Genomic DNA, 25,714 nt, shown 5'->3' on the forward strand with positions numbered 1-25,714 from the left:
GGTGTCGGATGGCGGGGTGTCCGCGGCATGGATGCCGTGGCCAAGCCCCCAGGGATGGGTTTACGGCGTCCCCGCCATCCGACACCTCCCCGCCTCCCCACGGAACACCCCAGAGCCGCTTTGGCTTTGGACTTGCCGGCCAGCGGCCGGCACTACCGCGGGTGCAGGGTGCAACCCTGCAAAGAAAAAGGCCGCCTTTCGGCGGCCTCACTTTTCCTTACTTCAGCTTGATCTCGCGCAGGCGTTCCTCGAGGAAGCCGTGGGCGGTGATCGCCTCCGGATACCGGCTCGGGTTCTCCGGGGTGATGCACGAGGGCAGCACGTCGATCAGGTAGTCGGGGTTCGGGTGCAGGAAGAACGGCACCGAATAGCGCGGCTGGCGCGCCAGGTCACCCGGGGGGTTGACCACGCGGTGGATGGTCGACGGATACACGTGGTTGGTCAGGCGCTGCAGCATGTCGCCGATGTTGACCACGATCGTGTCCGCATCTGACGTAAATGGCACCCACTCGCCGTCATGCGACTGCACTTCCAGGCCTGCGGCACTGGCGCCGACCAGCAGGGTGATGAAGTTGATGTCGCCATGGGCACCGGCACGCACGTTCGGGATGTCGTCAGTGGTGATCGGCGGGTAGTGGATCGGGCGCAGGATCGAGTTGCCGAAGTTGGTCTTGTCGGCGAAGAAGTCTTCCGGCAGGCCAATGTGCAGGGCCAACGCGGACAACACGCGCGACCCCAGGTTGTCCAGCGCCTGATACAGGCCGTAACCGCGCTCACGGAAACCTTCGACCTCGGCCGGCCACAGGTTCGGCGCCATCACGTCCCGGTACTTGGAATCGTCGGCGATCTCGCGGCCGATGTGCCAGAACTCCTTCAGGTCGAAATGCTTGGAGCCCTTGGCGGTTTCCACGCCGAACGGGGTGTAGCCGCGGGCGCCGCCGCTGCCGGCCACGTGGTACTTGCGCTTGACCTCTTCCGGCAGGGCGAAGAAAGCCTTGAAGGCATCGTAGGCCGCGTCGATGTCGGCCTGCGGGATGCCGTGGTTACGGATGCCCGCGAATCCCCATTGGCGGTAGGCCGCGCCCAGCTCGGCCACGAAGGCCTCGCGGTCGCTGTCGAAACGGGTGATGTCGAGGGTGGGGATCTGGCTCACAGCGGTTCCTGGCTTGTCGTTGGGTCTGAGGGGGCCAACGCATTCATGGCCCGCCTGAACATTGTGACAGATCGCCCGGGGGACGCCACTCGATACACGGAAACAAACCGATACAATGCGCGACCCGCGCGCGGAGCAACGCTTCCGTCACGTTGGCCCCGCCCCTCTCCTGCACCCCCTGAACCTGCCCCACCATGCCCGCAGCTGCCCCTGCCGCCCCTGCCATTGAAGGTTCCGCCCGGCGCTGGCGGCGGCTGGCCTGGTGGTCGCTGTTCATCGCCGGCAATGCGGTACTGGCCGCGGCGATTGCGCTGGGCAACGTACCGCTGCGTGACAATCCGGGCGGCGGCGCCGGCCTGGCCTATCTGGCGGTCGCCCTGCCCGGCCACCTGCTCGCGTTCGGTGCGCTGGCCGGCCTGCTGCCGCTGCTGCTGGGCCTGTGGCCACGCAGCGCGCGTACGCTGAGCATCAGCGCGGCCGTGCTGCAGGGCCTGTGGCTGTGCCTGCTGCTGGTCGACGCCAAGGTCTTCACCCTGTACCGCTTCCACCTCAATGCCATGGTTGTGAACATGGTGTTCGGCGGCGCCCTGCAGGACCAGGTTGCCCTGTCCTGGAAGACCTGGCTGCAGGTCGGCCTGCTGGTTGCCGCGGTCTTCACCGCCGAGGGCCTGCTGGCCTGGGCGTGCTGGAAACTGCTGCCGGCCGCGCCGCGCCGTCGACGGGTGCTGCAGGCCTGGGCGGTGGTCGCGCTGCTGATGGCCGGCGGCCAGGTCGCCACGGCCTACTACGACGCCCGCGGCGACCGTGATGTGATCGCGCAGTGGAACTACCTGCCGTGGGCGCAGCCGATCACGGCCAAGAGCTTCATGCGGCGCCTGGGCGTGGTCAGCCAACAGCACGCCGGCCTGCCCGACCCGCGCCATGCGCAGCTGCTGTACCCGCTGCATCCGCTGCGCTGCCAGAGCCCACATCGTCCCAACGTACTGATGGTGGTACTGGAGTCGCTGCGCCACGATGTGCTGACACCGCAGCTGATGCCCAACACGTCGACGCTGGCGCAGGATGCGCGCGTCTTCGACCACCATTTCAGCACCGGCAATGCCACCCGCTACGGCCTGTTCGGACTGCTCTACGGCCTGCCCGGCGGCTATTGGCCGAGCATGCTTGACGAGCAGCGTGGCTCGCAGCTGTTCCAGGTGCTGGGCCAGCAGGGCTACGACCTGCACCTGTACGGCAGTGCGCCGTTGTACAGCCCGGAGTTCGATCGCACGGTGTTCGCCGATGTCCGCGACCAGCTGCACCAGGGGCCGGCAGCGCTGAAGTCAGACGGCCGCGACCGCGCGATCATCAGTGCGCTGCAGCAGGACATCCGCGCCAGCCAGGCCGCGCAGCGCCCGTGGTTCGGCTTCGTGTTCCTCGACTCCACCCATGCGCCCTACCACATGCCCGAGGGCTATCCGGCGGTGGCCACACCGATGGCCGCCGATATCGATTTCCTCAAATTCGGCCCGGAGCATGACCCGACGCCGGAACTCAACCGCTACCGCACCGCCGTGCACTATGCCGACAGCCTGATCGGCTCGCTGCTGGACGACCTGCGCGCACAGGGCCTGGCCGAGGACACCATCGTGCTGGTCACCGGTGACCATGCCGAAGAGTTCAACGACCTCAAGCTGAACTACTGGGGCCACAACGGCAACTTCTCCGACTATCAGCTGCAGGTCCCGTTCGTGCTGCATTGGCCGGGCAAGGCCGCTGGCCACGACGCACGCACCAGCTCGCACGAAGACTGGGTGCCGACACTGATGCGCCACGCACTGGGTTGCGAGAACGCACCGGCCGATTACAGCACCGGCCAGGACCTGCTGGCCGAGCCGCAGGGCACGCGTGCGCTGGTGGTCGAAAGCTGGTCGCAGCGCGCGGTGCGCCATGGCGATGCCATCTATGTGTTCGACAAGTTCGGCAACGCCACCGCCCTGGACCTGCGCTACCGGCCGCTGCCACAGCAGGCGCCCGATGCGGCCGCCGTACGCACTGCATGGGAAGCGCTGACCCGCTTCCGCAACCGCTGACCCTCAAGGATCGATCCTGCATGAACCGTCCGCTGCGCATCCTGCACACTGAAGCCGCCAAGGGAATGGGCGGGCAGGAGATCTACATCTTCCGCCACATGCAGGTGATGCGCGCGCGTGGCCACGAGGTGGCGCTGCTGTGCCAGCCCGAAGCGCGACTGGCCCAGCTGGCACGCGATGATGGTTTCACCGTGCATACCCTGCGCATGGGTGGCCTGCTGCGCCTGCTGCGCGGCATCTGGTCGGTCTCGCGCCTGGTGCGCCGCGAACGCTATGACGTGGTCAACACCACCAGCCGCCGTGACGCACTGATCGCCGCCGCCGGTGCACGCCTGGGCGGCACGCCGCTGGTGGTGCGCTCGCGCCACCTGATGAGCCCGGTCAACTCGCTGCTGACCTATACCGGCCTGCCGCACCGGGTGCTGACCGTCAGCAGCTTCGTCAAGCAGTTGCTGGCCGCGCGCGGCATTCCGGCCGAACACATCGGTATCGTGCCGCCCATCGCGGTCCCGCCGCGCTGGAGCGAAATCCGCAAGGACGACCCCTGGCAATGCCTGCAGGAGGTACGCGCGGACGTGCGCGCCGAACTCGGCTTCGGCGAACAGGACATCGTGGTCGGTTGCGTGGCGGTGCTGCGCGAACCCAAGGGTCATGCCGACCTGCTGCAGGCGATGGTGCCGCTGTGCAAGACGCACCCGAACCTGCACCTGGTGGTGGTCGGCGATGGCCAGCCGGTCATGGACCGGCTGCAGGCGCTGCGCGACGAGCACGGGCTGCAGCAGCAGGTCCATCTGCTCGGCTATCGCGACGGCGCATGCCGGCTGATGGCTGGCTTCGACATCTTCGCGCTGGCATCGCACAAGGAAGCGGCCGGTACCGTCTTCCTGGAGGCCGCCTATGTCGGGGTGCCGATCGTGGCCACGCGGGTGGGTGGCGTGCCGGAGATGGTGATGGATGGCAGCAATGCGATCCTCACCCGGCTGGGCGACAATGCAGCCCTGACAGGCGCCCTGCGCCTGCTGGTGGACGATCCGGAACGGCGGCGGCAGATGGGCCGCGCCGGGTGGGACTGGATGCGCAGCGCGCACCGGTTCACTCCCGACGGCCACGGTGAGACCACCGAACACTATTACCACCAGTGGCTGAAGGAGCTGGGACATGGCTGATGCCCGAACCGTACCGGTGCTGATGCACCACCACGTCAGTCCGTCGCCGGGCATGATCACCGTGTCACCGGAGAATTTCGAAAGCCAGATCGCGTGGCTGGCCGGCAACGGCTGGACGTCGCTGACACTGGACCAGTACGCCGGCTTCCTGGCCGGCAAGCCGGTGCCGCGCAAGTCGATCGTGATCACCTTCGACGATGGCTACCTGGACAACTGGGTGTATGCGCACCCGATCCTGCAGAAGTACGGCATGCACGCGGTGGTGTTCGTGGTCACCGGCTGGATGGGCGAAGGCCCGGAGCGGCCCCACGCCGGGCTTGCCGGGGCAACGTTGCCTGCCACGCCGGACCATCGCGGCTGCGAAGCGGCGATCTACGAGCAGAACCGCAGCGACGACGTGATGATGCGCTGGAGCGAAGCGCGCGCGGCCATCGCCGCCGGCACCTTCGAAGTGCATTGCCACACCCATACCCACACCCGCTGGCTGCGCCGCGACGACCTGGACCGCGCACAGCGCCGTGCCGGCCTGAGCCACGACCTGGCAGTCTCGCGCGACGTCCTGCAGGACAAGCTTGGCGAGGTGTCCGATACGCTGTGCTGGCCCTACGGCGATTTCGACCAGGACCACATCGAGGTGGCGCGCGAGCACGGCTTCCGCTACCTGCATACCACCCACCCGTTCGGACGCAATGTGGTGGGCGGCGACCCGGAGCGCATCTATCGTTTCGCGATCCGCAACCGCCCGGCCAGCTGGCTGCGAAAACGCATCGCACAGAGCTACAACCCGCTGATCGCACCGCTGTTCAATGGCTTCAAGGCACGCCAGAAGAAGATGGTGCCGGGGCCGTAGGCAACCCACCGCCCTGCCCCTTCAACGAAAACGCCCCGGCATTCCGGGGCGTTTTCGTTGGGCGGATGTGCAGCGGCCTCAGGCGGCGGCTTCACGTACCGCCGCGGACAGTCGATCCAGCGTGTCCTGCATCAGCGTCGCATCATCGGCCTCGACCGTGACCCGCACCACCGGCTCGGTACCGGACGGGCGCAGGAACGCACGGCCACGACCGGCCACCGACTGCTGCGCGACAGCCAGCGCGGCCTGCACGCTGCCGGCCTGCACAGTGGCCTTGGCCGAGACATTGCCCAGCCGCACGTTGACCGTCTTCTGCGGCACCCGCACCAGTCCTTCCAGCGCCTGGCGCAGGGTCTGCCCGCTGTTGCGCAATGCCACCAGCACCTGCAGCGCGCTGACGATGCCGTCGCCGGTGGTGGCCCGATCCAGGCACAGCAGGTGGCCGGAGGCTTCACCGCCGAGCACGCCGCCGCCTTCCATCAGCGCCTGGTGCACGTAGCGATCGCCGACATTGCTGCGCACGAACGGAATCTGCAGGTCGGCAAATGCCTTCTCGACGCCGTAGTTGCTCATCAGCGTGCCGACCACCGGGCCGCGCAGGCGGCCTTCGGCTTTCCATGCACGGGCCAGGATATACAGCAGGTCATCGCCGTCGACCGGGTTGCCCTGGTCGTCGGCCATCAGCACGCGGTCGCCATCCCCATCGAAGGCGATGCCGAGATCGGCGCGTGTTTCGCGGACCTTGGCCGCCAGGTTGTCGATGTGGGTGGAACCCACGCCGGCGTTGATGTTGACGCCGTTGGGCTCGGCACCAATGCCGATCACCTCGGCGCCCAGTTCACGGAACAGCAGCGGCGCGATCTGGTAGGTGGCGCCGTGCGCGCAGTCCAGCACCAGGCGCACGCCACGCAGGTCGAACGCGCGCGGCACGCTGGCCTTGCAGAACTCGATGTAGCGGCCGACCGCTTCGCGCGCACGCGACGCCTTGCCCAGCTTTTCCGATTCGGCGGTGGTGAACGGGATGTCCAGCGCCGCTTCCAGGGCCAGCTCGGTGGCATCGTCGAGCTTCTCGCCCTGGGCGGAGAAGAACTTGATGCCGTTGTCGTAGTGCGGGTTGTGCGAGGCGCTGATGACGATGCCAGCGTCCACGCCAAGCGTACGGGTCAGGAACGCCACCGCCGGGGTCGGCATCGGCCCCAGCAGCTGCACGTCGGCACCGGCGGCGACCAGGCCGGCTTCCAGTGCCGCTTCGAACATGTAACCGGAGATGCGGGTGTCCTTGCCGATCACCACGATCGGCCGGCGCCCGTCCTGGCCGCGCTGGTCGACCAGGACACGGCCCAGGGCGTTGCCCAGGCGCAGCACGAAGTCGGCCGAGATCACGCCCTGGCCGACCCGTCCACGGATGCCATCAGTACCGAAGTACTTGCGGCCTCCCATCAAGCCACCTCCGGCGCCGGCTGACGGCCCAGCATTGCCAGCAGATCGGACAGGCGGTCGCGCATTTCGCGACGGTCGCAGATCTGGTCGATGGCGCCGTGCTCCAGCAGGAATTCCGAGCGCTGGAAGCCTTCCGGCAGCTTCTCGCGCACGGTCTGCTCGATCACGCGCGGGCCGGCGAAGCCGATCAGCGCCTGCGGCTCGGCGATGTTGATGTCACCCAGCATCGCGAAGGAGGCCGACACGCCGCCGGTGGTCGGATGGGTCAGCACCGAGATGTACGGCAGGCCGGCTTCACGCAGCTTGCCCAGCGCGGCCGAGGTCTTGGCCATCTGCATCAGCGAGAACAGGCCTTCCTGCATGCGGGCGCCACCGCTCTGCGAGAAGCACACGTAGGGCGCACCGATCTCGACCGCGGTTTCCGCGGCCAGTGCGAAACGCTCGCCGACCACCGAGCCCATCGAGCCGCCCATGAAGGCGAAGTCGAACGACGATGCCACCAGCGCACGGCCCTTGAGCAGGCCGCGCATGGCGATCAGCGCGTCGTACTCGCCGGTGTTCTTCTGCGCGATCTTGATGCGCTCGCTGTACTTCTTCTGGTCCTTGAACTTGAGCAGGTCGGTCGGCCCCAGGCGCGCACCGATCTCGGTGGTGCTGTCGGCATCGAACAGGGCGGCCAGGCGCGCACGCGCACGGATCGCCATGTGATGGCCGCACTTCGGGCAGACTTCCAGGTTCTCTTCCAGTTCCGGACGGTACAACGCGCTGCCGCAGTTGCTGCACTTTTCCCACAGGCCCTCGGGGACACTGCGCTTCTTGCTGGGGGTGTTGTCGGTGCGGATGCCGGACGGCATCAACTTGCTGAGCCAACTCATGCGGGAGGACACTTCCGTTCAGGGCGGCCCGGGGGCCGCAAAGGCGGACAGTCTAGCTCCGCTTTCCCCGCCCGTGCACCCCCTTGCCAGCCACGGGGCAGCCGGAAAAAACCATGCTGGGACGTACGTTTAGGTGCTGGGGCGGTGCCCGCCGCTGGCCGGCAGCCCTTGCGTGCAGACCGATGGGTAGTGCCGGCCGCTGGCCGGCAGCCCTTGCACGCGAGCCCTCAGGAGGATGCCGGCCAGCGGCCGGCACTACCGTTACGCGTCCAGCGCCTGCCGCAGCGGGGCGAGGAAGGCCCGGGCGTGCTGCGCGGCCTCTTCCGCCGAGCCCGCTTCGGCCAGCGCCGCCACCAACGCGCTGCCCACCACCACGCCGTCGGCCTGGCGGGCCATGGCCGCGGCACTGGCGGCATCCTTGATGCCGAAGCCCGCCACCACCGGCACCGACGCACGCGCGCGCAACGCCTGCAGGCGGGCACTGGCGGCATCGCTGTCCAGGCGCTCGGACGCGCCGGTGACACCGGCAAAGCTGACGTAGTAGAGATAGCCACGGGCCAGCGCCAGCAGCTTGTCGGCTCGCGCCTCACTGGTGGTCGGCGACGCCAGCAGTACCAGCGCAAGGCCGGCTGCGTCGAATGCCTGCTGGGCGTCGCCCGCTTCTTCCGGCGGCAGGTCGACCAGCAGCACGCCGTCCACGCCGGCGTCGACGGCGGCCTTGGCGAAGGCCGCGTAACCGTGGATCTCCACCGGGTTCAGGTAGCCCATCAGCACCACGGGGGTCTGCGCATCGCGCTCGCGGAACTGCGCCACGGCCTGCAGGACGTAGCGGCTGCCGGCGCCGCGCGCCAGCGCGCGCTCGGAGCTGCGCTGGATGGTCGGGCCATCGGCCATCGGGTCGGAGAACGGCACGCCCAGTTCAATCACGTCGGCGCCGGCGTCGACCAGTGCGTGCATGACCGGCACGGTGGCCTCCAGCGAGGGATCACCGGCCGTGACGAAGGGGATCAGCGCCTTGCGCTGCTGTTCGCGCAGACGCTGGAAACAGGCATCGAGTCGGGATACGGACATTTCAGGCACATCCTTCAATCAGTTCAATCGCATCGCTGGTTCCCCAGTACATCTGGGTGACCCGCCCTTCAAACAGTTCCACGCGGATACCCAGGTCCGAACCCGGGTCCTGCCAGGTGAGGTACTCGCCCTGGTCACCGTCGTAGGCATGCGGGCTGGATACCGGCGGCTTCGGGAACTGGGCCATGGCCTGGGCGCGGGTCATGCCGACACGCAGGCCGAACGGACCGGGCTGCTGGGTCGGCGCCCCGCTGTCCGGATCCAGGCCGAGATCGAAACGGACGACGCGATCTTCATCGGTCATCATCGACACGCCGGGCGGCAGCCCCTTGCCGTCGTAGTACTCGCAACTGCCGCCGATGGCTTCGACCGCCCCTTGCGCGGTCCACGGCCCGAGTGCCTTCAGATCGCCCATGTGCTGGCCGATCAGCACCTCGCCGGCATGGTCCAGCGCCACCGAGACCACCGCGGGCGCGCCATCGCTGTCCATATCTTCCGTGGACGGCGGATCGACGATCGGCGCACGTGCCATCGGGTCGAGGTCATCATTCGCGGCCGCCTGCTGTGCCGGCTGCGTGGTGGCCTTGGCGGCCGGTGCCAGCAGAGGCGGCTCCGGCGGCTGGCACGCGGCCAACCCCAGCGCCAGCAGCAGCACGCCACTGTTGCGCAGCAGCGCGCTCACAGCACCAGCCCTTCGCGCGCGGCGATGGTATGCACATCCTTGTCGCCACGGCCGGACAGATTGCACAGCACGATCTGGTCACGCGGACGCTCACGCGCCAGCTTGATCGCCTGCGCCAGCGCATGGCTGGACTCCAGCGCCGGCAGGATGCCCTCGGTATGCGCCAGCAGGTGGAAGGCCTGCAGTGCTTCGTCATCGGTGATGCCGAGGTAGCGCGCGCGGCCGGTATCGGCCAGGAATGCGTGTTCGGGGCCGACGCCCGGATAGTCCAGGCCGGCCGACACCGAATGGGTCTCGATGATCTGGCCGTCGTCGTCGCACAGTACATAGGTGCGGTTGCCATGCAGCACGCCCGGGCGACCGGCGGCGATCGATGCAGCATGGCGACCGGTGCTGATGCCATCACCTGCGGCCTCGGCGCCGACGATCTCGACCTGGCGGTCGTTGAGGAAGGCATGGAACAGGCCGATGGCATTGCTGCCGCCGCCGACGCAGGCAGTGATCGCATCGGGCAGGCGGCCGTACTCGGCCAGCATCTGCTCGCGTGCCTCGCGGCCGACGATGGCGTTGAAGTCGCGCACCATGCGCGGGTAGGGATCCGGACCGGCGACCGTACCGATGATGTAGAAGGTGTCCTGCACATTGGTCACCCAGTCGCGCATCGCTTCGTTGAGCGCGTCCTTCAAAGTGGCCGAACCGGAGGTGACCGGCACCACCGTCGCGCCGAGCAGCTTCATGCGGTAGACGTTGATCTTCTGCCGCTCGATGTCGGTGGCGCCCATGTACACCACGCATTCCAGGCCCAACCGCGCGGCAACCGTGGCGCTGGCCACGCCGTGCTGGCCGGCACCGGTCTCGGCGATGATGCGCTTCTTGCCCATCCGCGCCGCCAGCAGCGCCTGGCCGATGGTGTTGTTGATCTTGTGCGCGCCGGTGTGGTTCAGGTCTTCGCGCTTGAGCAGGATCTGCGCGCCGCCGACATGGTCGCTCAGCCGCTGGGCGTGGTAGATCGGGCTCGGCCGGCCCACGTAGTGGGCCAGGTCGCGGTCGTAGGCGGCCTGGAATGCCGGATCCTGGCGGGCCTGGTCATAGGCCTGGGCGAGTTCCTGCAGCGGGCCGACCAGGGTTTCGGCAACGAAGCTGCCACCGTAGCGGCCGAAATGGCCCTGGGCATCCGGGAAGGCGTGGTAGTCGGCAATGGGGGAGGCAGACATGGAAGCGACCGCTGGTTCGAGACAGGTGGATACTCTAGCGCACGGGTCGTGACCGGAAAATGGATATTATCTGGCGTATACCGTCAGGAAATCTCACATGAGCCGTTCGCTGTTGCCACCGCTCAATGCGCTGCGCGCGTTCGAGGCCACCGCCCGCCTGGGCGGGGTTGGCCGCGCCGCGCAGGACCTGCACGTGACCCACGGCGCGGTCAGCCGCCAGCTGAAGCTGCTGGAAGACCACCTCGGCCTGGCGCTGTTGCAGCGGGCCGGTCGCGGCCTGCGGCTGACCGCTGCGGGCACGCGCCTGCAGGCAGCGTGCAGCGAGGCCTTCAGCGGCATCGAAGACTGCGTGCGCGAACTGCGCCGGCCGACGGCGGCCCCGGCGCTGGTGCTGGGCTGCAGCGGCAGCGTGCTGGCGCGCTGGATGATTCCGCGCCTGCCCGCACTGCAGGCCGCCCTGCCCGGCGTACGCCTGCAGTGGTCGGCGCTGGATGGCAGCTTCACCGAGGCGCAGGCCGCACTGGACGCGGTGCTGCTGCTGGCGCAGGGGCCGTGGCCCCGGGGCTGGCAGGTGCGTGAGCTGGCGCCGGAACGGGTCGGCGTGGTGGTGGCCCCCTCGCATCCGGCCGCGCAGCGACTGCGGCATGTGCCGCCCTCGGCGCTGCTGCAGGAGACGCTGCTGCACACCAGCTCACGGCCGCAGGCATGGCCGGCGTGGGCGCAAGCGCACGATCTGGACACCTCGAAGCTGCAGCTGGGTACTGCCTTCGAACACCTGTACTACCTGCTGGAGGCAGCGGTGGCCGGGCTGGGCCCGGCGATCGCACCCGAGCCACTGGTGGCCGAGGACCTGGCCGCCGGGCGACTGGTCGCGCCGTGGGGATTTGCCGCCACCGGTGGCTTCTGGGTGCTGGCGCGACCGGATGGACCGGCAGATGGGCGCGTGGATGCGCTGGCCGACTGGCTGGGCCAGCAACTGCGCTGACAACAAAAAGGGGACGGAGGGGATTAAGTCGCAAGTGGCACAAACGACTTAATCCCCTCCGTCCCCTTTTTTCAGCTGGCAGTCGGGGTGGCCAGTCGCTGCTGCAGGTCTTCGCGCAGGCGCGACAGCTCGACTTCGGCCTGCTGCCGCTGCTGCATTCCTTCGCGATGGATGCTGCGCACTTCCTCGACCGTGGCGATCAACTGGTCGTGCACGTGGCGCAGCGTCGCCACGTCGATCACGCCGCGCTGGTTGCTGCGCGCGGTATCCACCGAGGCCTGGCGCAGCAGGTCGGCGTTGCGGCGCATCAGCTCGTTGGTGGCATCGTCGATGGCGGTGGACAGCTCGACCGCGGCCTTCTGCTCACCCAGCGAAAGCTGGATGGCGAACTGGCGCTTCCACGACGGGATGGTGATCTCGCGCACCGTGTTGAACTTCTCGATCAGCTGCAGCGCGTTGGCCTGGATCAGGCGGATCATCGGCAGCGACTGGTCGGCCGCATGCTGCATCAGCTGCAGGTCGGACACGCGCTTTTCGAGGAGGCGGATCGCGTTGTCGACTTCGCTCTGGCGGATGCGCTGCTGCGGATCCTCACTGCCCTGCCCGGCCTGCTGCTCGGCCTGCAGTTCGGCCAGGCGCTGCTTGCCGGCCGCAGCATACAGGCCCAGCGCATGGCGTTCTTCGCGGACGATGTCATGCATGCGGTCGAACTCGCCCACGCGCTTGCCCATCAACGCCTGCTGCACACCGACATCACCCAGCAGCTGCTCGATCTGCGCATTGGTGTCGCTGAACTTCTGCACCAGCTCGCCCTTGGATACGCGCAGGCGGTCGATCAGGCCACCGATCACCGGCACCTTCGACCGCTGCGCGAAGCCGTCCAGCTTCAGGCTGCGTGCGATGCGCACCACTTCGCCCAGTTTCTCGCCGCTGGCATCGAGGTCACGATTGCGCACCTGGTCCAGCAACTGGCTGGAAAACGCTGCGGTGCGCGTGGCCGCTTCGCGACCGAAGACCTGCAGGTTGCCCGGGCGCAGGTCATCCAGCTCCAGACGGATCTCGGCGATGCGCGGCAGATCCTCGCGGACCAGGCCAAGCGCCTGCAATGCGCCTTCATCGAGCGGAACGGCGGTAGTCGTGCCGGGCACGAGGGCACCGGGGGTCTGGCTGTCCTGGGTCATCGGGCAGTCTCCTTGCAGTTGGGTAAGCGGCAGCGGCGGCCGGCTCAAGGCAGTCTAGCCTGAGCCGCCGCGACCTCGTCATCGATCTGTGCGTGCAGCGTGGCGGCCTTCGCCGCCAATGTGGCGCCGGCCGCGGCCTGGCCCGCCGCGGCGGCCTGCCGCCAGGCTGGCAACAGGACGTCATGGATGCGCGCGAAGCGTTGCAGCAGCACGTTGTCCTGGTCCTGCAGGAGCTGCCACTGGCCGGCCTCGAGACGGCGCAGCGTGGCCAGCCGGCGCAGGTGATCGAGCCGTTGCGACAGCGCGGCCTGGCCGGCGGTATCCAGCGACGCCAGCCGCACCGCTGCCAGCTCGACCCAGGCGTCAAGCGCTGCGGCCGCCGCTGAATGTCCGGCGATGGCCATGGCCCGCAGCTGCAGCTGCTGCTGCAGCTGCCGGGCCTGCTCGCGCGCCTGCAGGGCCAGCACGCCCAGCTGCGACTGCAGCGCACGTCCTTCCGCCTCGCGATCGACATCGCGCCCCAGCAGGCGTCCCCACCAGCCCGCCTGCTGCCGGATCTGCGCCGGGTTATCGGCCTGCAGGGCCAGCGCGATGCGTGCCAGTGCGGCCACCAGCCCTGCGCCCGCGCCCGGCGGCAACGGTGTTTCGCGCCGCGCCAGCGCCTGCAGCAACGGCGCACCATAGTCGGCCAGCGCGGCGACATCGGCCGTGTCCGGCAAGCTCGGTGGCGGCAGTGGCGCCTGCATGGTCACGGCAGCGGCGGCGGCTTCGGTGTCGTCGCTGGAATCTCCTCACCGTCGTCCGGCGGCAACGACTCGCCGTAGAAGTGACGCATCAGCGCCTCATCCAGCGCGCGCTCCTCCGGCGTCGTGGCACGGCGCACACGCGCACGCTGCGCCACCGCACTGTTCGGCACCCCACGCTCGACCTGCTGCCGCGCCCAGCCGGCGAACGCGGCCAGGGTCTGCGACACCTGTGCCTGCTGCGCCTGCGATGCCGCCAACAGTTCCACCAACGGTGCCAGGCCAGCCTGCAGGTCGTCGGCCAGGACCGTCGTCGGCACACTGGCGGCTGCCGCGACCGGCACCGGCGCGGCGGCCGGACGTGTTTCAGAAAGACGATGCAGGGCCTCCAGCAACGCCGGCCACGGTGCCGGGTCGGCAACGGCAATCGCTTCCGGCGCCGGCGGTGGAAGCTGCAGGGCGGTGGCGATGTCGGCCAGCTGCGCGACCACGCGCCCACCGACATCGCTGTCGTCGGCCCCCATGGCCTTGTTGCGCAGGAAGTCGCGCTTGATCTGCGTCCAGCGTTGCGCCTGCGTGTCGTCCAGCACGCCGCGCAGCTCGGCCAGCTTCAACAGGTTTTCTTCGGCGCCGGTGGTCAGCAGCTGTGCCTCGCCCAGGTAGTGGTCGGAGATCAACTGCTGCAGCTCCTCCTCGTTCATCACCGGCGAGATCTTCTCGGCCAGCTTGTTCATGTTGCGGTAGCTACCCTGCAGCCGGAACGGCGGCTCGGTGCGGTAGCGGTCGTCCTGCGCGGCACTGGCGATGTACTGCTGGTTGACGCGGTAGACCACGTCGCGCACGCGCAGCATGCGCTGCAGGGTGGCGGTGATTTCGTTGATCTCCGCGCTGCTGTAGGCGTGGCTCAGGCCGTTGGTCGAGACCTCCTTGCCCATCGCCCGGTCGACCAGCGTGTACAGGTCAGCCATGTCGCGTGTAGCCAGCGGCGCCAGCACCGGGTTGGAGGTCAGGCTGTTCTCGATGTAGCTGAGGGTAAAGGCCGCCTCCATGCCACCGAGCACATCACCCAGGTTGTAGATGTCGGCACGGTTGGCCAGCATGTCCGGAATCTTGAACACCTCGCCGGACTCGGTATACGGGTTGCCGGCCATCACCACGCAGAATTTCTTGCCGCGCATGTCGTAGGTGCGGGTGCGACCGCGCCACACACCCTCGATACGGCGGGTGCCATCGCACAGCGAGATGAACTTCTGCAGGAACTCGGGATGGGTGTGCTGGATGTCGTCCACATACAGCATGGTGTTGTTGCCCATTTCCAGCGCCAGGTTGAGCTTCTCCAGCTCCTGCCGCGAGGTCGCGTCCGGTGCCTGGGCCGGGTCCAGCGACCGCACCTCGTGACCCAGCGCCGGGCCGTTGATCTTCATGAAGACCAGGCCCAGGCGGTGCGCCACGTATTCCATCAGCGTGGTCTTGCCGTAGCCGGGCGGCGAAATCATCATCAGCAGGCCCATCAGGTCGCTGCGCTTGTTCTCGCCGACCGTGCCCATCTGCTTGGCCAGGTTGTCACCGATCACGCCCAGGTAGACATCATTGATCAGCTTGTTGCGTACGAACGAGGACAGCGGCCGCGCCTTGAACTCGGAAAGCCGCAGGGTCTCGCGCTCGCGGCCGATGATGCCCTGGCGCAGCGCCTGGTAGGCATGGAACGCTGGCACGAAATGACGCAGGTGCTGCTTCAGGCGCGCCAGGAAATCATCCAGCGATACCACCAGCGTGCCGTTGCTGATGCGTGCGTGTTCACCCAGCAGGCCACTGACCTCCGCCTGCAGCGCGGCGTCGCTGGCACGGGTACGCAGCTGGCGCTGCACCAGCAGCAGTGCTGCAGCCTCGTCGACGTAGCCGGCATGCGGGGCATGCGCCGGCATCCGCGCCAGCGCCCGCAGCCACTGACCGGCCAGCGCCCAGCGCGTGGCCAGCGGATCCTGGCTGCGCTGCAGGGCGCGTTCGACCGCCTCGCGTTGCCCGGCCTGTTCCAGCTGCCGAGCCAGTGCCTCCAGCAGCGCTACGGCATGGCGGCTGCTGCTGAACACCGGTTCGCCGGCCGTTAGTTCCTCGCCCAGATAGGCGGCCGCGGCCTCTGCGGCATCGGCATCGAACGGCAACGCGTGGGATTGCGCATACGCCAGCAGTGCCTCGGCCATTTCCGCACGCAACGCCAGGCGCCCTTCATCGGACCCCAGCAGGCGTGCCAGCGCTTCAGCACCCATCTGGCGGGCCGGCCATTGCGCCACCGCTTCGCGCCGCTGCTCGGCAGCCCAGAACAGCACCGCCAGCGCACGCACCCGCGGTGCATGCCGCAGGCTGCCGGCCGCCTGCTGCAAGGGCAGCAACGCACGCAGGATCAGCGCGGCATCATGGTCATGGATGCCGCGCTCGTAGCCTTCGCGGTAGCGCGGTGCGGCAAACGCACGCACGCGCTGGTCCAGTGCTTCGGGCGTGGCGACGTCGTGCTGCAGCGTGGCCAGGTCAAGCCCGTCGCTCCCCTCCTGCGCGGCCATCAACAGGCTGCCGGCAAGATACTCGCCGCGATACAGTGCAGGTGATTCGGAGTCCAGGGTGACCGGCCAGAACGGCTTCAGCGCATCCAGCTCCGGATCGTGCAGGGTCTCCAGGAAGTCGGTGCCGGTCAGATGGATCGCCAGCGTGTCACCACGCGGCAGCAGGGTCAGGTCCAGCGCCTGGGTGTTGACGCTGAAGCGATGGCGCGGCCCCAGCCGCACCACGTTGCCGCCCGCCTCGTACAGATCACTGCGGTCACGCAGCTGGCGCACCGCCTGGTCACGCACGCCCTTCAGGCGCGCTTCGATGTCGTCGGCCTTGACGTTGTCATGCAACGCGCGCAGGCGTTCGGCCAGCTCACGCAGCTTGAGGATCAGCGGATCGCCGGCAAAGAACGCATTGAGCTCATCGGCGGTGGCGAAGCGCTCGGTGCGCTTGGCCAGGCCATCGAGGATGCGGCTGGCCGCATCCAGCACCGAACGTGCCTTGCGCTGGCGGTCATCCAGCAGCGCCTGCTTGTGCGTTTCGAAGGCTTCAACCAGCTCTTCGCGCTTGCTCAGGATGTCGCCGAGGAACTGCTCGTGTTCGCCGAACTGGCTCTCCAGCTCCTCCAGCTGCACCAGCAGGCGCGACAGCTGCTCGTCGGCACGCTCCGGGTCCGTGGCCAGCGCCAGCGCGCTGGTGATCGACTGCGAGAACAGCGCGAACTGCGCGGCGAACTGCGCCACGGCCTCGGCTGAGCCGAGCGACCTGCGGCGCTGATCGGCACGCGCGCGGGCCTGGTTGAGGCGGCCGTACAGCACCGAAATGGACTCGACCACGCGGGTGCGGGCGGTGGCATCGTCCACCTTCAGGCCGGCCATCAGTTCAGACAGCATATCCAGATCGGCCGCCATCCCGCGCAGCCCCTCCAGCTGCTCATCCAGCTGGCGGGCACTCTGCGCCTGCTGCGCAGCCTCATCCAGCGCCTGCAGGCGCGTGGTCAGCGGCACCAGCGCGGCATCGCCGGCGAGGAAGTCACCCGTGGCGGCGCCGACACGATCCTGCGCCTCCACCAGCTCGGCCGTCATCGTCTCGATGCGCGCGGTGTCGATGTAACGCAGCTCGCGGATGGTCAGCAGCCGTCCACGCAATGCGGTGATCGCATTGAGGGCCTCGACGAAGGCCTGCACCTCGTTCCAGTTCTGCGGCTGCAGCCGGCCCAGCAGCGCCTTGTGCGCGGCCTCTGCCTCGACCATCGCCTGCGCCGACTGCTGACGGATCGACTGCACCTTCTCGTACTCGTCCAGCACCGATTCGCCGGTGGCGCTGATCTGCCGCAGCAGCGCCTCGGCGCCATCGCAGGCCGCGTCGCCCAACCAGTGGTGGGCATCGAACAGGCGCCGGGTGTCGGCCACCAGGCGCTGGTGGCGCTGCACCGACACGTCCTGGCCATCGATCTCGCGCGCCAGGTTGAACAGGTTGGAGATGCCCCGCACCAGTTCGGCGTTGCCGATGCGTCCCATGAAGGTGTTGCCGGGTGGCCGGCTTGCAGCAAACTCGTCACTGCTGAACGGGGTCTGCCAGACCTGCATCGGATGGATGCGGGTCGGCTCGCTGCCTTCGGCATGGAACAGCACCATGCGCCCGTCCTGCATCAAGGCGTAGCCATGGCCGAACACCGGGTTCTGCAGCACGCGCTGGATGGTGTTGTAGACGAACAGCGCCGAGCGCCCGCCTTCGCGCTCGTAGAAGATGTACAGCACGTCCTCGCCGTTGGGCGAACGGATGCTGCGCTTGAACTGCATGCCGGCCATCGAGGCGTCGAACGCCTTGTGCTCGCCGCCCTGCAGGTAATAGCCACCCGGGAAGATCACGCCGTGGTCTTCGGGCAGCTGCACGCAGGCCTGTACGATCGCATCGTTGCGCACGATGCCGCCGGTCAGCGTGTTGTAGATCAGCCCGCGCCACTCCGTCTCGCGGTACGGCAGCACCTTCAGCAGCACCAGCGAGCCGACCCGGGCGAATTCGAACTGGGCGTCGTCCAGCGACTGCGTGCTGTCCTCCACCGGTTCGCTGTAGATGCCCTGCCCGGTCTCGGTGTTGTTCTCGACCTTGATCGTGAGGTCGCCGCCGGTGGTCTCCACGAACAGGGTATCGAGGATGTTCAGGTGCGAATGGCGGCCATTGACCGCCAGGTCGCGGGTCGCCCGGGTCCATTCGAAGTCGAACGGCGGCGGCAGTGCGATATCGCGCTCACCGCGCGCATCCAGATAGGTCAGTTCGCCATCGCGCGACAGCGCCCAGCGGAACACGCGCACGTCGCTGCTGCGCTCACCGATCTGGAACGACGCCAGCAGCTTGTCGCCCACCACGATCAGCTGCAGCAGGCGCGCGTGCTTGTAGTAGGCGTACAGTTCGTTGAAGTCGTGCACGAAGCCGGGCTGGTCGAGGAAGCTGCCCTTCAGCTCCAGCGCCGCCACGTCGTAGCCGTCGCTGCCCTGCACCAGCCGGTACAGGCCGAACACGTCCTCGATGCGGGTCTGGGTCTTCAGCCCGATGAACACGTTGTAGCCGAACAGCAGGCGGTCCGGCCCGACCTGCACGATGTCACGGCCGACGCAGTTGTTTTCGCTGCGGATGCGGAAGCGCCCGACTACCTCCAGGCGGCTGTCGCCGAACTCGGCCAGGCGCTGGCGGTTGAGCGTTTCGGCCAGGCCCTGCAGGCGCTGGCCCTGCTCGGCCAGGCGGCGGCGCAGGACTTCATAGGCACCGCCCTGGGCAACGGCCTGGTCGACGGTAGTGCCGCCGGCCTCCGGTGCAGTGGATTCGGCGGACGGATGGGTATCAGACATCAGCAGGCTTCCGGCTCACGGGCGGACGGCCGCGGTTGCGGCCGGCGCGGGCGGGCGATGGCCGCAGCAGCCATCGCCCCATGCATCAACGGGCGCTGTCGACCACGGTGGCCGACACGGTCGGCACCGCTTCGGCATCCTCGGCGATCTGGCGCGGCGCCGGTTCGGCCACGGCCACGCCCAGGTAGCGCTGCATCAGCTCCTGCACGATCGGGCTCTTGCCGGCAAAGCCTTCGATCGACTTGCCCAGCGACACCGCCTTGACCAGGTTCTCGAACATGCCGCCGTCGCCACCGACCAGATCGATATCGGCGTTGCGCAGCGCGCTGGCGATGACGTTGGCGTTCTCGCGCGAGACTTCCTTGCCGGCTTCGATCGAGGCCAGCGCCTGCTTCAGGCTGTTGTCCAGCATCATGCGGAACTCTTCGTGGCCACGTGCCTGGTCGCTCAGCGAAGCGATCGCTTCGAACTTGCGCACCAGGCCTTCGGCTTCGGCCAGCAGCTTCTTCTGCACCACGCCGGCTTCGGCGTTGCCCAGCGATTCGGTGGCGGTGGCACGGGCCAGGCCCATCTTCTCCTCACCCTGCGCCTGCGCCTGCAGGGTCTCGGCCAGCACGCGGGCTTCGTTGCTGCCCTGCTTCAGGCTGGCTTCGGCCTTGGCTTCGATCACGCGGGCCTCGGCGATGCCGACCTTCTCGATGGCCAGTGCCGAAGCTTCACGCACCTGCGCTTCGGCCAGGCCCGGTGCGGCCTGCTCGGCGCGCAGCGCGTCGGCCAGCAGGCGCTTGGCTTCGGCCTGCTTGCCGGCTGCTTCGTGTTCGGCCTGGGCCAGCGTGGTCAGTTCCACTGCGCGGTGCTTGGAAGCGGTCTCGCGTGCCTGCGCTTCCTTTACCTCGCGCACCAGCGATTCCTGTGCCTTGGCCTCGGCTTCCAGGATCAGCACCTGCTTCTGGCGGTCGGCCTCGGAGACCTCGCGCACTTCCTTGATGCGCTCTTCCTCCTGCGCCACGGTCTTGTCGATGGAGATGCGTTCGCGGGTGATGTTGGCCACGTCCATCTTGCCCTGCTCGACCACCTTGTCGCGCTCCACGCCCTGCAGCTGCACTTCGCGGTCGGTGGTGACCTGCTCAAGCTGGCGTGCGCGCTCCACGCGCTCGGCCTCGATGGCCACGGCACGCTGGCGGTTCTGCTCGGCCACTTCCACTTCGCGCAGGCGGTTCTGGTCGCGGATCTCGATCAGCTGCTGTGCTTCGATGCGGGCGTTCTCGGACAGCTGGCGCTGCTCTTCCTGCACCTTGGCGGTCTCGGCCTCCTCTCGCGCGCGGATGGTCTCGATCTCGCGCTTCTGGCGTGCTTCGGCTTCGGCCTGCTGGCGTTCCAGCGCCAGCAGCGCTTCACGCGCTTCCACGTTCTTCTTGGTGATGGCGAGCTTCTCGTTCTGCTCCAGCTCGTTGGTCACCACGTTCTGCGCGGCGGTCAGCTCGGTGATCTTGCGGATACCCTGCGCGTCAAGGATGTTGAACTGGTCCAGCAGCGCCTTCGGGGTCTGCTCCAGGTAATCGATCGCCACGTCTTCCAGCACATAGCCGTTGAGGTCGTTGCCGATCACCGCGATGATCTCGTCGCGGAACTCCTGGCGCTTCTCGAACAGTTCGGTGAAGTCGAACTTCTTGCCGACCGTCTTCAACGCTTCGGAGAACTTGGCGTTGAACAGCTCATCGACGGCATGCTTGTCCGACGCACGGTCGGCACCGATGGCCTTGGCCACGCGCAGCACGTCGGCCTGGGTCTCGTTCACCCGCAGGTAGAAGGCCACGGCGATGTCGGCACGCATGTTGTCGCGGCAGATCAGGCCTTCCTTGCCACGGCGGTCGATCTGCAGGGTGATCAGGCTGATCCGCATCAGCTCGGCGCGGTACAGCACCGGGATGATCAGCGCACCGGTGAAGTGCACCTTGGGCGTGGAGCTCATGTCGTTGACGATCAGGGCCACGCCCTGGTCGACCTTGCGGTAGAAGGCCTTGAACAGCCCGGCCACGCCCAGCAGCAGGACGAGCAGGCCGCCGGCGACGGCCAGGAACGGTAAGAGGGATGCCAACGTCATTGATGAGTCTCCTTGTTGCCCGGAAGCAGGTTGTCCTGGAAATCGAGGGCGATCGCATCGGCGCGGACCACCCGGTAATAGTGTTGTTCGGCCATGTGCTCGACCAGCACGATGCGCTCGCCACGCTGCAGTTCGATGTCGCTGCGGATCTGCAGCACCAGCCCGGCGCCGCCATCATCGACCGTGGCATGACCGCTGCGTGCGTCCACTTTCGGCGATGCGACCACGCCGGCCCGGCCGAGCAGCGATGCCTGCGGCACCGGCCGCAGGCGCAGCAGGAAGCGCCGGACCGGGCGCAGGATCAGCGCGATGAGCGGTACCGCTGGCAGCGGTGCCAGCACCGCCACGAGCGTACCCAGGCCCCAGCGCAGCAGGTCCGGCAGCGGCAGCAGTACGAACAGATGGATGAAATAGGTGATGAGCCAGCCGAACAGGCTCAGCAGGGTGACCACCACCATGATCGGGACGCCACCCAGGCCCCAGCGCGCCAGCATGGCCGACAGGCCACTGAGGTCGGTCCCCGCCTCGAGCGCGCCATCGGCGCCGAGATTGCCAAAACCGTCATCGACCAGGCCGAACGCCGCAACCGCCCAATACATCACCGACACCAACAGCAGAATGCTGTACGGCAGCGTCGGGTAACCGAGTACGACGGTGAGAAACTCCTGCATCGCTTGCCTTCCTGGGCTGTGGGCGGCGGCCGCCCGTTCGGGACGCGCCGCGCGCGTCCCGTCGATCCCCGCGCCAGCCCTCATGGCAGGCGCGCTTGGGACCATCCTATGTGAAGAATGCGTGCAGGCTCAAATCCAGGTCCAAATCACGGCAAATAATGACGCCAATCACTCGAGAACCGTGCAATCGGCGCGGCGCACTTCCTCGACGAAGGTGCGCATCTTGTAGCCGTCCTTGATGCCCGGCTCCAGTTCGATGCCACTGGAGACATCCACGCCCCACGGCAGGGTACCCAGCACCGCGTCGTAGACGTTTTCCGGGTTCAGGCCGCCGGCCAGCAGGAACGGGCGATGCAGGCCGGTCGGGATCCGGCCCCAGTCAAAGGCCACGCCGGTGCCGCCACCGCCGCCCGGCGCGTGGCTGTCGAACAGGAAGCCGGCGGCGCTGGGATAGCGCAGCTGCAGGGTGCGGGCGTTGATCTCTTCACGGCCGCCCATGGCGATCGCCTTCAGGTACGGCATGTTGAAGCTGCGGCAGAAGCTCTCGTCTTCCTCGCCGTGGAACTGCAGCAGGGTCGGTCGTACCGTGCGCAGCACCTCGCGCACTTCTTCCTTGCTGTTGTTGCGGAACAGCGCCACCACGTCGACCATGGGCGCGATCGCCTGGCGCATCGCGCGTGCCTCGGCCGGAGCGACCCGGCGGCTGCTTTCACGGGCGAAGATGAAACCCACCGCGTCCACGCCCAGCTCACCGGCCAGGCGGACGTCGCCGGCCCGGGTCATGCCACAGAACTTGATGCGCGTGCGGTAGTAGGAGCGGCTCATAGCGTGACCTCGGCGGGCAGATGCCAGTTGTCGGGGTACAGGGGCCCAAGGAACACCAGGCCCTGCGGCGGTGCGGTGGGACCGGCTACGGTGCGATCGCGCCCGGCCAGCAGTTCGGCGATCCATTCCACCGGCTTCTCGCCACTGCCCACCAGGATCAGCGATCCGACGATATTGCGGACCATGTGATGAAGGAATGCATTGCCCTGCACGGCGACCTCGATCACCTCGCCCTGGCGGCTGACCTGCAGCGACTGCAGTTCACGCCGTGCATGCAGCGCCTGGCACTGCACCGAGCGGAACGCGCTGAAGTCGTTCTCGCCGAGCAGGGCCTGGCCGGCGGCATGCATCAGGCCCGCGTCCAGCGCACGGCGCTCCCAGCTGAGGGTCTGCCGCTGCAGCGCCGGCCGCACTTCGCGGTTGAGCAGGCGGTAACGGTAACGGCGTGCCCGCGCCGAGAAGCGGGCGTGGAAATCATCGGCCACGGGCACGCACCAGCGCACCGCGATCGAGCGCGGCAGGCGGGTGGTGGTGCCCAGCATCCAGGCGCGCGGATCGCGCACCACGTCGGTGTCGAAATGCACGACCTGGCACTGGCCGTGCACGCCGGCATCGGTGCGACCGGCACAGACCACCTGCAGCGGCGCATCGGCCACCGACGACAGGGCCTGCTCAAGGCTGGCCTGCACGCTGGGACCACCCTCGCCCAGGTTCTGCCAGCCCCTGAAATCGCTGCCGTCGTACTCGACGCCAAGCGCGTAACGCATGTGCTACCTCGATGTTGCGGGAGGGGCGGCGCTCAGGCCGGATCGCGTTCGGACCAGACCGCCAGTTCGTTGCCACCGGGCTCGACGAACTGGAAGCGGCTGCCACCGGGGAAAGAAAACACCGGCCGTACGATCTCACCGCCAGCGTCGCGCACCGCCGCCTCGATGGGCGCCAACTGGTCGGCATACAGCACCAGCAGCGGCGCGCCGCTGTCACTGGCCCGTTGCGGCTGGCCGCGGAAGAAGCCGCCCTGCAGGCGGCCATCGTCGAAGGCGGTGTAGTCGCTGCCATAGTCGACGAACGACCACCCGAACACCTTTTCGAAGAAGGCGCGGCTGTCGGCCGGGTCACTGGAGGCGAATTCAACGTAGTCGATACGGCGCTCGCGGCTCATGGCACGGTCCTTGTCGGCGGGTTCGGTCACGGCAGGCGGGCCAGCAGTTCGCGAGCCTGGGCCTGGCAGTGCAGGTCGCCGCCCTCGGCCACTTCCAGCAGCAACGTCCGTGCGGTCTGCGCATCGCCCAGGTCGAGGTAGGCGATGGCCAGTTCCAGGCGTTCCTGCCCGGCGCGCGGCGCCCAGCCGGCATCGCTGGCCGGCGCGGCAGTACCGTCTTCATGCGCGGCCGCGGCCAGCGCGTCGTGCGGCGCCGCGCTCGAATCCCCGCCGTCATGATGCTCGGCCGGCAGGTCGAACACGCCGCGGAACTGCGGCTGCTGTTCGGCGTGCAGCGCGTAGTCCGGTACTGCGATCTCGTCAGGGACCGCCTGCGCGGGCGGCTCATCCTGCACGGGGGTGTCCTGCATGGCCACCGGCTCGTCCCAGCGCGGCAGGTCGGTCACGGCCCCGGGCAGCTCCACCACTTCGTCATCGCGCAGCGTCTGCGCCTGCCAGTCAGCCTGGGCGGCGACGTCGGCGACCGCTTCGGCAGCCACGTCATCCTGCACCTCGGCTTCGGTCGCCCAGACAGGCATCGCCGGTTCCTGGCGGCCGCTGTCGGACACCCCCGTCGACCACGAAGACTGCTCGGCCAGCGTATCCAGCGCCGCGCCGGCCGGTACCGCAGCGGCCAGGCCGGCGGCGTCGCCTTCCTCGCGCAGCGGCGGCAGTGGCGACGGCTTGCGACGACGCAGCAGCCAGGCCGCGCCGGCCGCCAGCAACAGCACCGGCAGACCCAGCCAGTACCACGGCGTTGCCGCATCGCGGGCATCCGGTGCCTGCGCCAGGCGCTGCTGCGCCGCGGCCAGGTCGTTGTCCTTCATCGCGATCAGCGACTGCTGCTGTTCCTTGAGTTTTTCCAGGTCGGCCACCCGCTGCTTCAGCTCGCCGATCTCGGCATCGCGGGTCGCGATGTCCTCGCGTGCCTGGCGCAGTTGTTCGTTGCCCAGCATGTCACCCTCGCTGCCGGCTGCAGTGCCGGTGGTTAAGCCCGCGTGCGCGGCGTCGGAGGCCAGCGCCGGAGCGATTTCAAGTCGTGCCCCAGTGGCCGCAGCCGGGGAAGAAGCGTTCGTGGTTCCCGCCGTGGCGACCGGGGCGACAGTACCCGCCGGTTGCGGCACGGTGCGCGCCTGACGCCACTGTGCGGCATGCTCGCGCACCAGCGCGGCGGCCTCGGCGGCATCGACCGCCGCCAGTGCATCGCTGCCGGGCATGCGCAGCACGGCGCCCTGCTTGAGCAGGTTGACGTTGCCACGGATGAAGGCCTCCGGGTTGGCCCGCAGCAGCGCAATCATTGCGCGGTCGCGGCTGACCTGGTTGCCGCGGGCCACCACGCTGGCGATCTGCGACAAGGTCTGCCCACGCTGGACGGTAACGCTGCCATCGGCTGCCGGTGCGGCAGCGGGTGCAGCCACTGCACGCGGGCGAGCCGGTGCGGGTGCCGGCGTGGTGGCGGTGGACGGCGCAGGCGCGCTCACGCTCTTCGCGGCGGCGGGCGCCGGGGCGGCCTCACGGGCGATGGTGTTGGAGAGCGTACCTGCGGGTGCAATGATTTCCGGCTCGGCCACGGCCAGTGCGCTGGACGGTGCATCGACCAGCGCCGAGTACTCGCGCACCAGGCGGCCCTGGCCCCAGTCCGCCTCGATCAGGAAGCTCAGCGACGGGGTCTCGACCGGCGTCTGCGAGGTCACACGCACCACTGCCCTGCCCTGCGCATTGCGGGTCAGTTCGAACTGCAGTTCGCCCACCAGCCCGGTCGGCCGCTGCAGGCCGACGCGCTCGAAGGTGACCGGTGAGGCCAACGCGACACGCAGGTTCTCCAGCTCGGACGGATCGGCCGAGACCACCGGGATTTCGGCCAGCAGGGGCTGGCCCGGCTTGGACAGGACACGGATGTCGCCCAAGCCCAGGGCAAGCGCCGAACTGCTGGCCAGGGCCAGCAGCGCGGTGGAAAGATAGAGGAGGGGGCGCTTTGCGCCCCTGGCCCGTTTATTCATGGCGACACTATAAAGCGTGCGGACCGCGGTCCGCACCCACCGATGGGGACCTTCGGTAGTGCCGGCCGCAGGGCGCCCAGAACCCCCC

19 protein-coding genes are annotated in these 25,714 nt (G+C 68.3%); 4 read left to right on the forward strand and 15 right to left on the reverse strand.

All coding sequences use genetic code 11. The features are described 5' to 3' along the window. Positions 1–217: 217 nt before the first annotated feature. On the reverse strand, positions 218–1,153 hold the full coding sequence (locus tag VG566_RS19795; protein WP_014647873.1) for an isopenicillin N synthase family dioxygenase: 936 nt from the start codon (positions 1,151–1,153) through the stop codon (positions 218–220). Positions 1,154–1,347: 194 nt separating this feature from the next. On the opposite strand from VG566_RS19795, the gene VG566_RS19800 reads away from it, so the two are divergent. From VG566_RS19800 to VG566_RS19810, 3 genes are read left to right on the forward strand one after another with little or no spacing between them, the layout of a single operon-like run. Beyond that, a complete protein-coding gene (locus tag VG566_RS19800) occupies positions 1,348–3,225 on the forward strand; it encodes a DUF3413 domain-containing protein (RefSeq protein ID WP_075076295.1) in 1,878 nt (625 codons plus the stop codon). Between the two features lie 20 nt (positions 3,226–3,245). Next, positions 3,246–4,391 carry a glycosyltransferase family 4 protein gene (locus VG566_RS19805; protein ID WP_075076294.1) on the forward strand — a complete coding sequence of 382 codons (1,146 nt, stop codon included), beginning with the start codon at positions 3,246–3,248 and terminating at the stop codon, positions 4,389–4,391. Next, the gene (locus VG566_RS19810; protein WP_049407821.1) at positions 4,384–5,241 is read left to right on the forward strand and encodes a polysaccharide deacetylase family protein; all 858 of its coding nucleotides are present in this window, start codon (positions 4,384–4,386) and stop codon (positions 5,239–5,241) included. Before VG566_RS19805 ends, VG566_RS19810 begins: the two co-directional genes overlap by 8 nt. A gap of 78 nt (positions 5,242–5,319) precedes the next feature. Here the strand turns inward: VG566_RS19810 and glmM are convergent, their stop codons facing one another. From glmM to trpB, 5 genes are all read right to left on the reverse strand, one after another. Continuing rightward, entirely contained in the window at positions 5,320–6,681 is a 1,362-nt protein-coding gene (glmM, locus tag VG566_RS19815; protein ID WP_014647877.1) for a phosphoglucosamine mutase, read from the reverse strand. Beyond that, the gene (accD, locus tag VG566_RS19820) at positions 6,681–7,556 is read right to left on the reverse strand and encodes an acetyl-CoA carboxylase, carboxyltransferase subunit beta (RefSeq protein ID WP_005410473.1); all 876 of its coding nucleotides are present in this window, start codon (positions 7,554–7,556) and stop codon (positions 6,681–6,683) included. Before accD ends, glmM begins: the two co-directional genes overlap by 1 nt. A 261-nt stretch (positions 7,557–7,817) precedes the next feature. Further along, positions 7,818–8,627, reverse strand: a complete 810-nt coding sequence (gene trpA / locus VG566_RS19825) for a tryptophan synthase subunit alpha (protein ID WP_014647878.1) — start codon at positions 8,625–8,627, stop codon at positions 7,818–7,820. Position 8,628: 1 nt separating this feature from the next. Continuing rightward, positions 8,629–9,309, reverse strand: coding sequence for a hypothetical protein (locus tag VG566_RS19830; protein ID WP_049407824.1), 681 nt, complete (start codon positions 9,307–9,309; stop codon positions 8,629–8,631). Then, complete coding sequence (trpB, locus tag VG566_RS19835) at positions 9,306–10,523, reverse strand: tryptophan synthase subunit beta (RefSeq protein ID WP_032957499.1); 1,218 nt, start codon at positions 10,521–10,523, stop codon at positions 9,306–9,308. Before trpB ends, VG566_RS19830 begins: the two co-directional genes overlap by 4 nt. A 97-nt stretch (positions 10,524–10,620) precedes the next feature. On the opposite strand from trpB, the gene VG566_RS19840 reads away from it, so the two are divergent. Further along, a complete protein-coding gene (locus VG566_RS19840; RefSeq protein WP_164077420.1) occupies positions 10,621–11,508 on the forward strand; it encodes a LysR substrate-binding domain-containing protein in 888 nt (295 codons plus the stop codon). A 71-nt stretch (positions 11,509–11,579) separates the two neighbouring features. Here VG566_RS19840 and VG566_RS19845 read toward each other — a convergent pair whose 3' ends face one another. The 9 genes from VG566_RS19845 to VG566_RS19885 form a co-directional block, all read right to left on the reverse strand. Beyond that, the gene (locus VG566_RS19845) at positions 11,580–12,689 is read right to left on the reverse strand and encodes a toxic anion resistance protein (protein WP_014647882.1); all 1,110 of its coding nucleotides are present in this window, start codon (positions 12,687–12,689) and stop codon (positions 11,580–11,582) included. A gap of 44 nt (positions 12,690–12,733) precedes the next feature. After that, complete coding sequence (locus VG566_RS19850) at positions 12,734–13,435, reverse strand: hypothetical protein (protein WP_219634367.1); 702 nt, start codon at positions 13,433–13,435, stop codon at positions 12,734–12,736. Between the two features lie 2 nt (positions 13,436–13,437). Then, positions 13,438–18,825 (reverse strand): DNA repair ATPase, encoded by a 5,388-nt coding sequence (locus VG566_RS19855; protein ID WP_241884335.1) that lies wholly within the window; start codon positions 18,823–18,825, stop codon positions 13,438–13,440. Positions 18,826–18,910: 85 nt separating this feature from the next. Next, positions 18,911–20,929: a hypothetical protein gene (locus tag VG566_RS19860; RefSeq protein WP_014647885.1), complete on the reverse strand. Its 2,019-nt coding sequence runs from the start codon at positions 20,927–20,929 to the stop codon at positions 18,911–18,913. After that, positions 20,926–21,600, reverse strand: a complete 675-nt coding sequence (locus tag VG566_RS19865; RefSeq protein WP_014647886.1) for a hypothetical protein — start codon at positions 21,598–21,600, stop codon at positions 20,926–20,928. Before VG566_RS19865 ends, VG566_RS19860 begins: the two co-directional genes overlap by 4 nt. A 168-nt stretch (positions 21,601–21,768) precedes the next feature. Then, complete coding sequence (locus VG566_RS19870) at positions 21,769–22,425, reverse strand: phosphoribosylanthranilate isomerase (protein ID WP_014647887.1); 657 nt, start codon at positions 22,423–22,425, stop codon at positions 21,769–21,771. Beyond that, complete coding sequence (gene truA / locus VG566_RS19875; RefSeq protein WP_014647888.1) at positions 22,422–23,192, reverse strand: tRNA pseudouridine(38-40) synthase TruA; 771 nt, start codon at positions 23,190–23,192, stop codon at positions 22,422–22,424. The genes VG566_RS19870 and truA overlap by 4 nt, the downstream gene beginning before the upstream one ends. Positions 23,193–23,224: 32 nt before the next feature. Further along, the gene (locus VG566_RS19880) at positions 23,225–23,587 is read right to left on the reverse strand and encodes a VOC family protein (protein ID WP_014647889.1); all 363 of its coding nucleotides are present in this window, start codon (positions 23,585–23,587) and stop codon (positions 23,225–23,227) included. Between the two features lie 26 nt (positions 23,588–23,613). After that, positions 23,614–25,626 carry a FimV/HubP family polar landmark protein gene (locus VG566_RS19885; protein WP_241884334.1) on the reverse strand — a complete coding sequence of 671 codons (2,013 nt, stop codon included), beginning with the start codon at positions 25,624–25,626 and terminating at the stop codon, positions 23,614–23,616. Positions 25,627–25,714 lie beyond the last annotated feature (88 nt).

The sequence above is a fragment of the Stenotrophomonas sp. CASM114 genome, from assembly GCF_049384325.1.
GTDB classification, from domain to species: Bacteria; Pseudomonadota; Gammaproteobacteria; order Xanthomonadales; family Xanthomonadaceae; genus Stenotrophomonas; species Stenotrophomonas muris.

What these genes read in the sequence shown, in the direction of transcription:
- VG566_RS19800 (WP_075076295.1), top strand. Translation starts at nt 1,348, where the DNA reads ATGCCCGCAGCTGCCCCTGCCGCCCCTGCCATTGAAGGTTCCGCCCGG.
- VG566_RS19805 (WP_075076294.1), top strand. Translation starts at nt 3,246, where the DNA reads ATGAACCGTCCGCTGCGCATCCTGCACACTGAAGCCGCCAAGGGAATG.
- VG566_RS19810 (WP_049407821.1), top strand. Translation starts at nt 4,384, where the DNA reads ATGGCTGATGCCCGAACCGTACCGGTGCTGATGCACCACCACGTCAGT.
- glmM (WP_014647877.1), bottom strand. Translation starts at nt 6,681, where the DNA reads ATGGGAGGCCGCAAGTACTTCGGTACTGATGGCATCCGTGGACGGGTC.
- accD (WP_005410473.1), bottom strand. Translation starts at nt 7,556, where the DNA reads ATGAGTTGGCTCAGCAAGTTGATGCCGTCCGGCATCCGCACCGACAAC.
- trpA (WP_014647878.1), bottom strand. Translation starts at nt 8,627, where the DNA reads ATGTCCGTATCCCGACTCGATGCCTGTTTCCAGCGTCTGCGCGAACAG.
- trpB (WP_032957499.1), bottom strand. Translation starts at nt 10,523, where the DNA reads ATGTCTGCCTCCCCCATTGCCGACTACCACGCCTTCCCGGATGCCCAG.
- VG566_RS19840 (WP_164077420.1), top strand. Translation starts at nt 10,621, where the DNA reads ATGAGCCGTTCGCTGTTGCCACCGCTCAATGCGCTGCGCGCGTTCGAG.
- VG566_RS19845 (WP_014647882.1), bottom strand. Translation starts at nt 12,689, where the DNA reads ATGACCCAGGACAGCCAGACCCCCGGTGCCCTCGTGCCCGGCACGACT.
- VG566_RS19850 (WP_219634367.1), bottom strand. Translation starts at nt 13,435, where the DNA reads ATGCAGGCGCCACTGCCGCCACCGAGCTTGCCGGACACGGCCGATGTC.
- VG566_RS19855 (WP_241884335.1), bottom strand. Translation starts at nt 18,825, where the DNA reads ATGTCTGATACCCATCCGTCCGCCGAATCCACTGCACCGGAGGCCGGC.
- VG566_RS19860 (WP_014647885.1), bottom strand. Translation starts at nt 20,929, where the DNA reads ATGACGTTGGCATCCCTCTTACCGTTCCTGGCCGTCGCCGGCGGCCTG.
- VG566_RS19865 (WP_014647886.1), bottom strand. Translation starts at nt 21,600, where the DNA reads ATGCAGGAGTTTCTCACCGTCGTACTCGGTTACCCGACGCTGCCGTAC.
- VG566_RS19870 (WP_014647887.1), bottom strand. Translation starts at nt 22,425, where the DNA reads ATGAGCCGCTCCTACTACCGCACGCGCATCAAGTTCTGTGGCATGACC.
- truA (WP_014647888.1), bottom strand. Translation starts at nt 23,192, where the DNA reads ATGCGTTACGCGCTTGGCGTCGAGTACGACGGCAGCGATTTCAGGGGC.
- VG566_RS19880 (WP_014647889.1), bottom strand. Translation starts at nt 23,587, where the DNA reads ATGAGCCGCGAGCGCCGTATCGACTACGTTGAATTCGCCTCCAGTGAC.
- VG566_RS19885 (WP_241884334.1), bottom strand. Translation starts at nt 25,626, where the DNA reads ATGAATAAACGGGCCAGGGGCGCAAAGCGCCCCCTCCTCTATCTTTCC.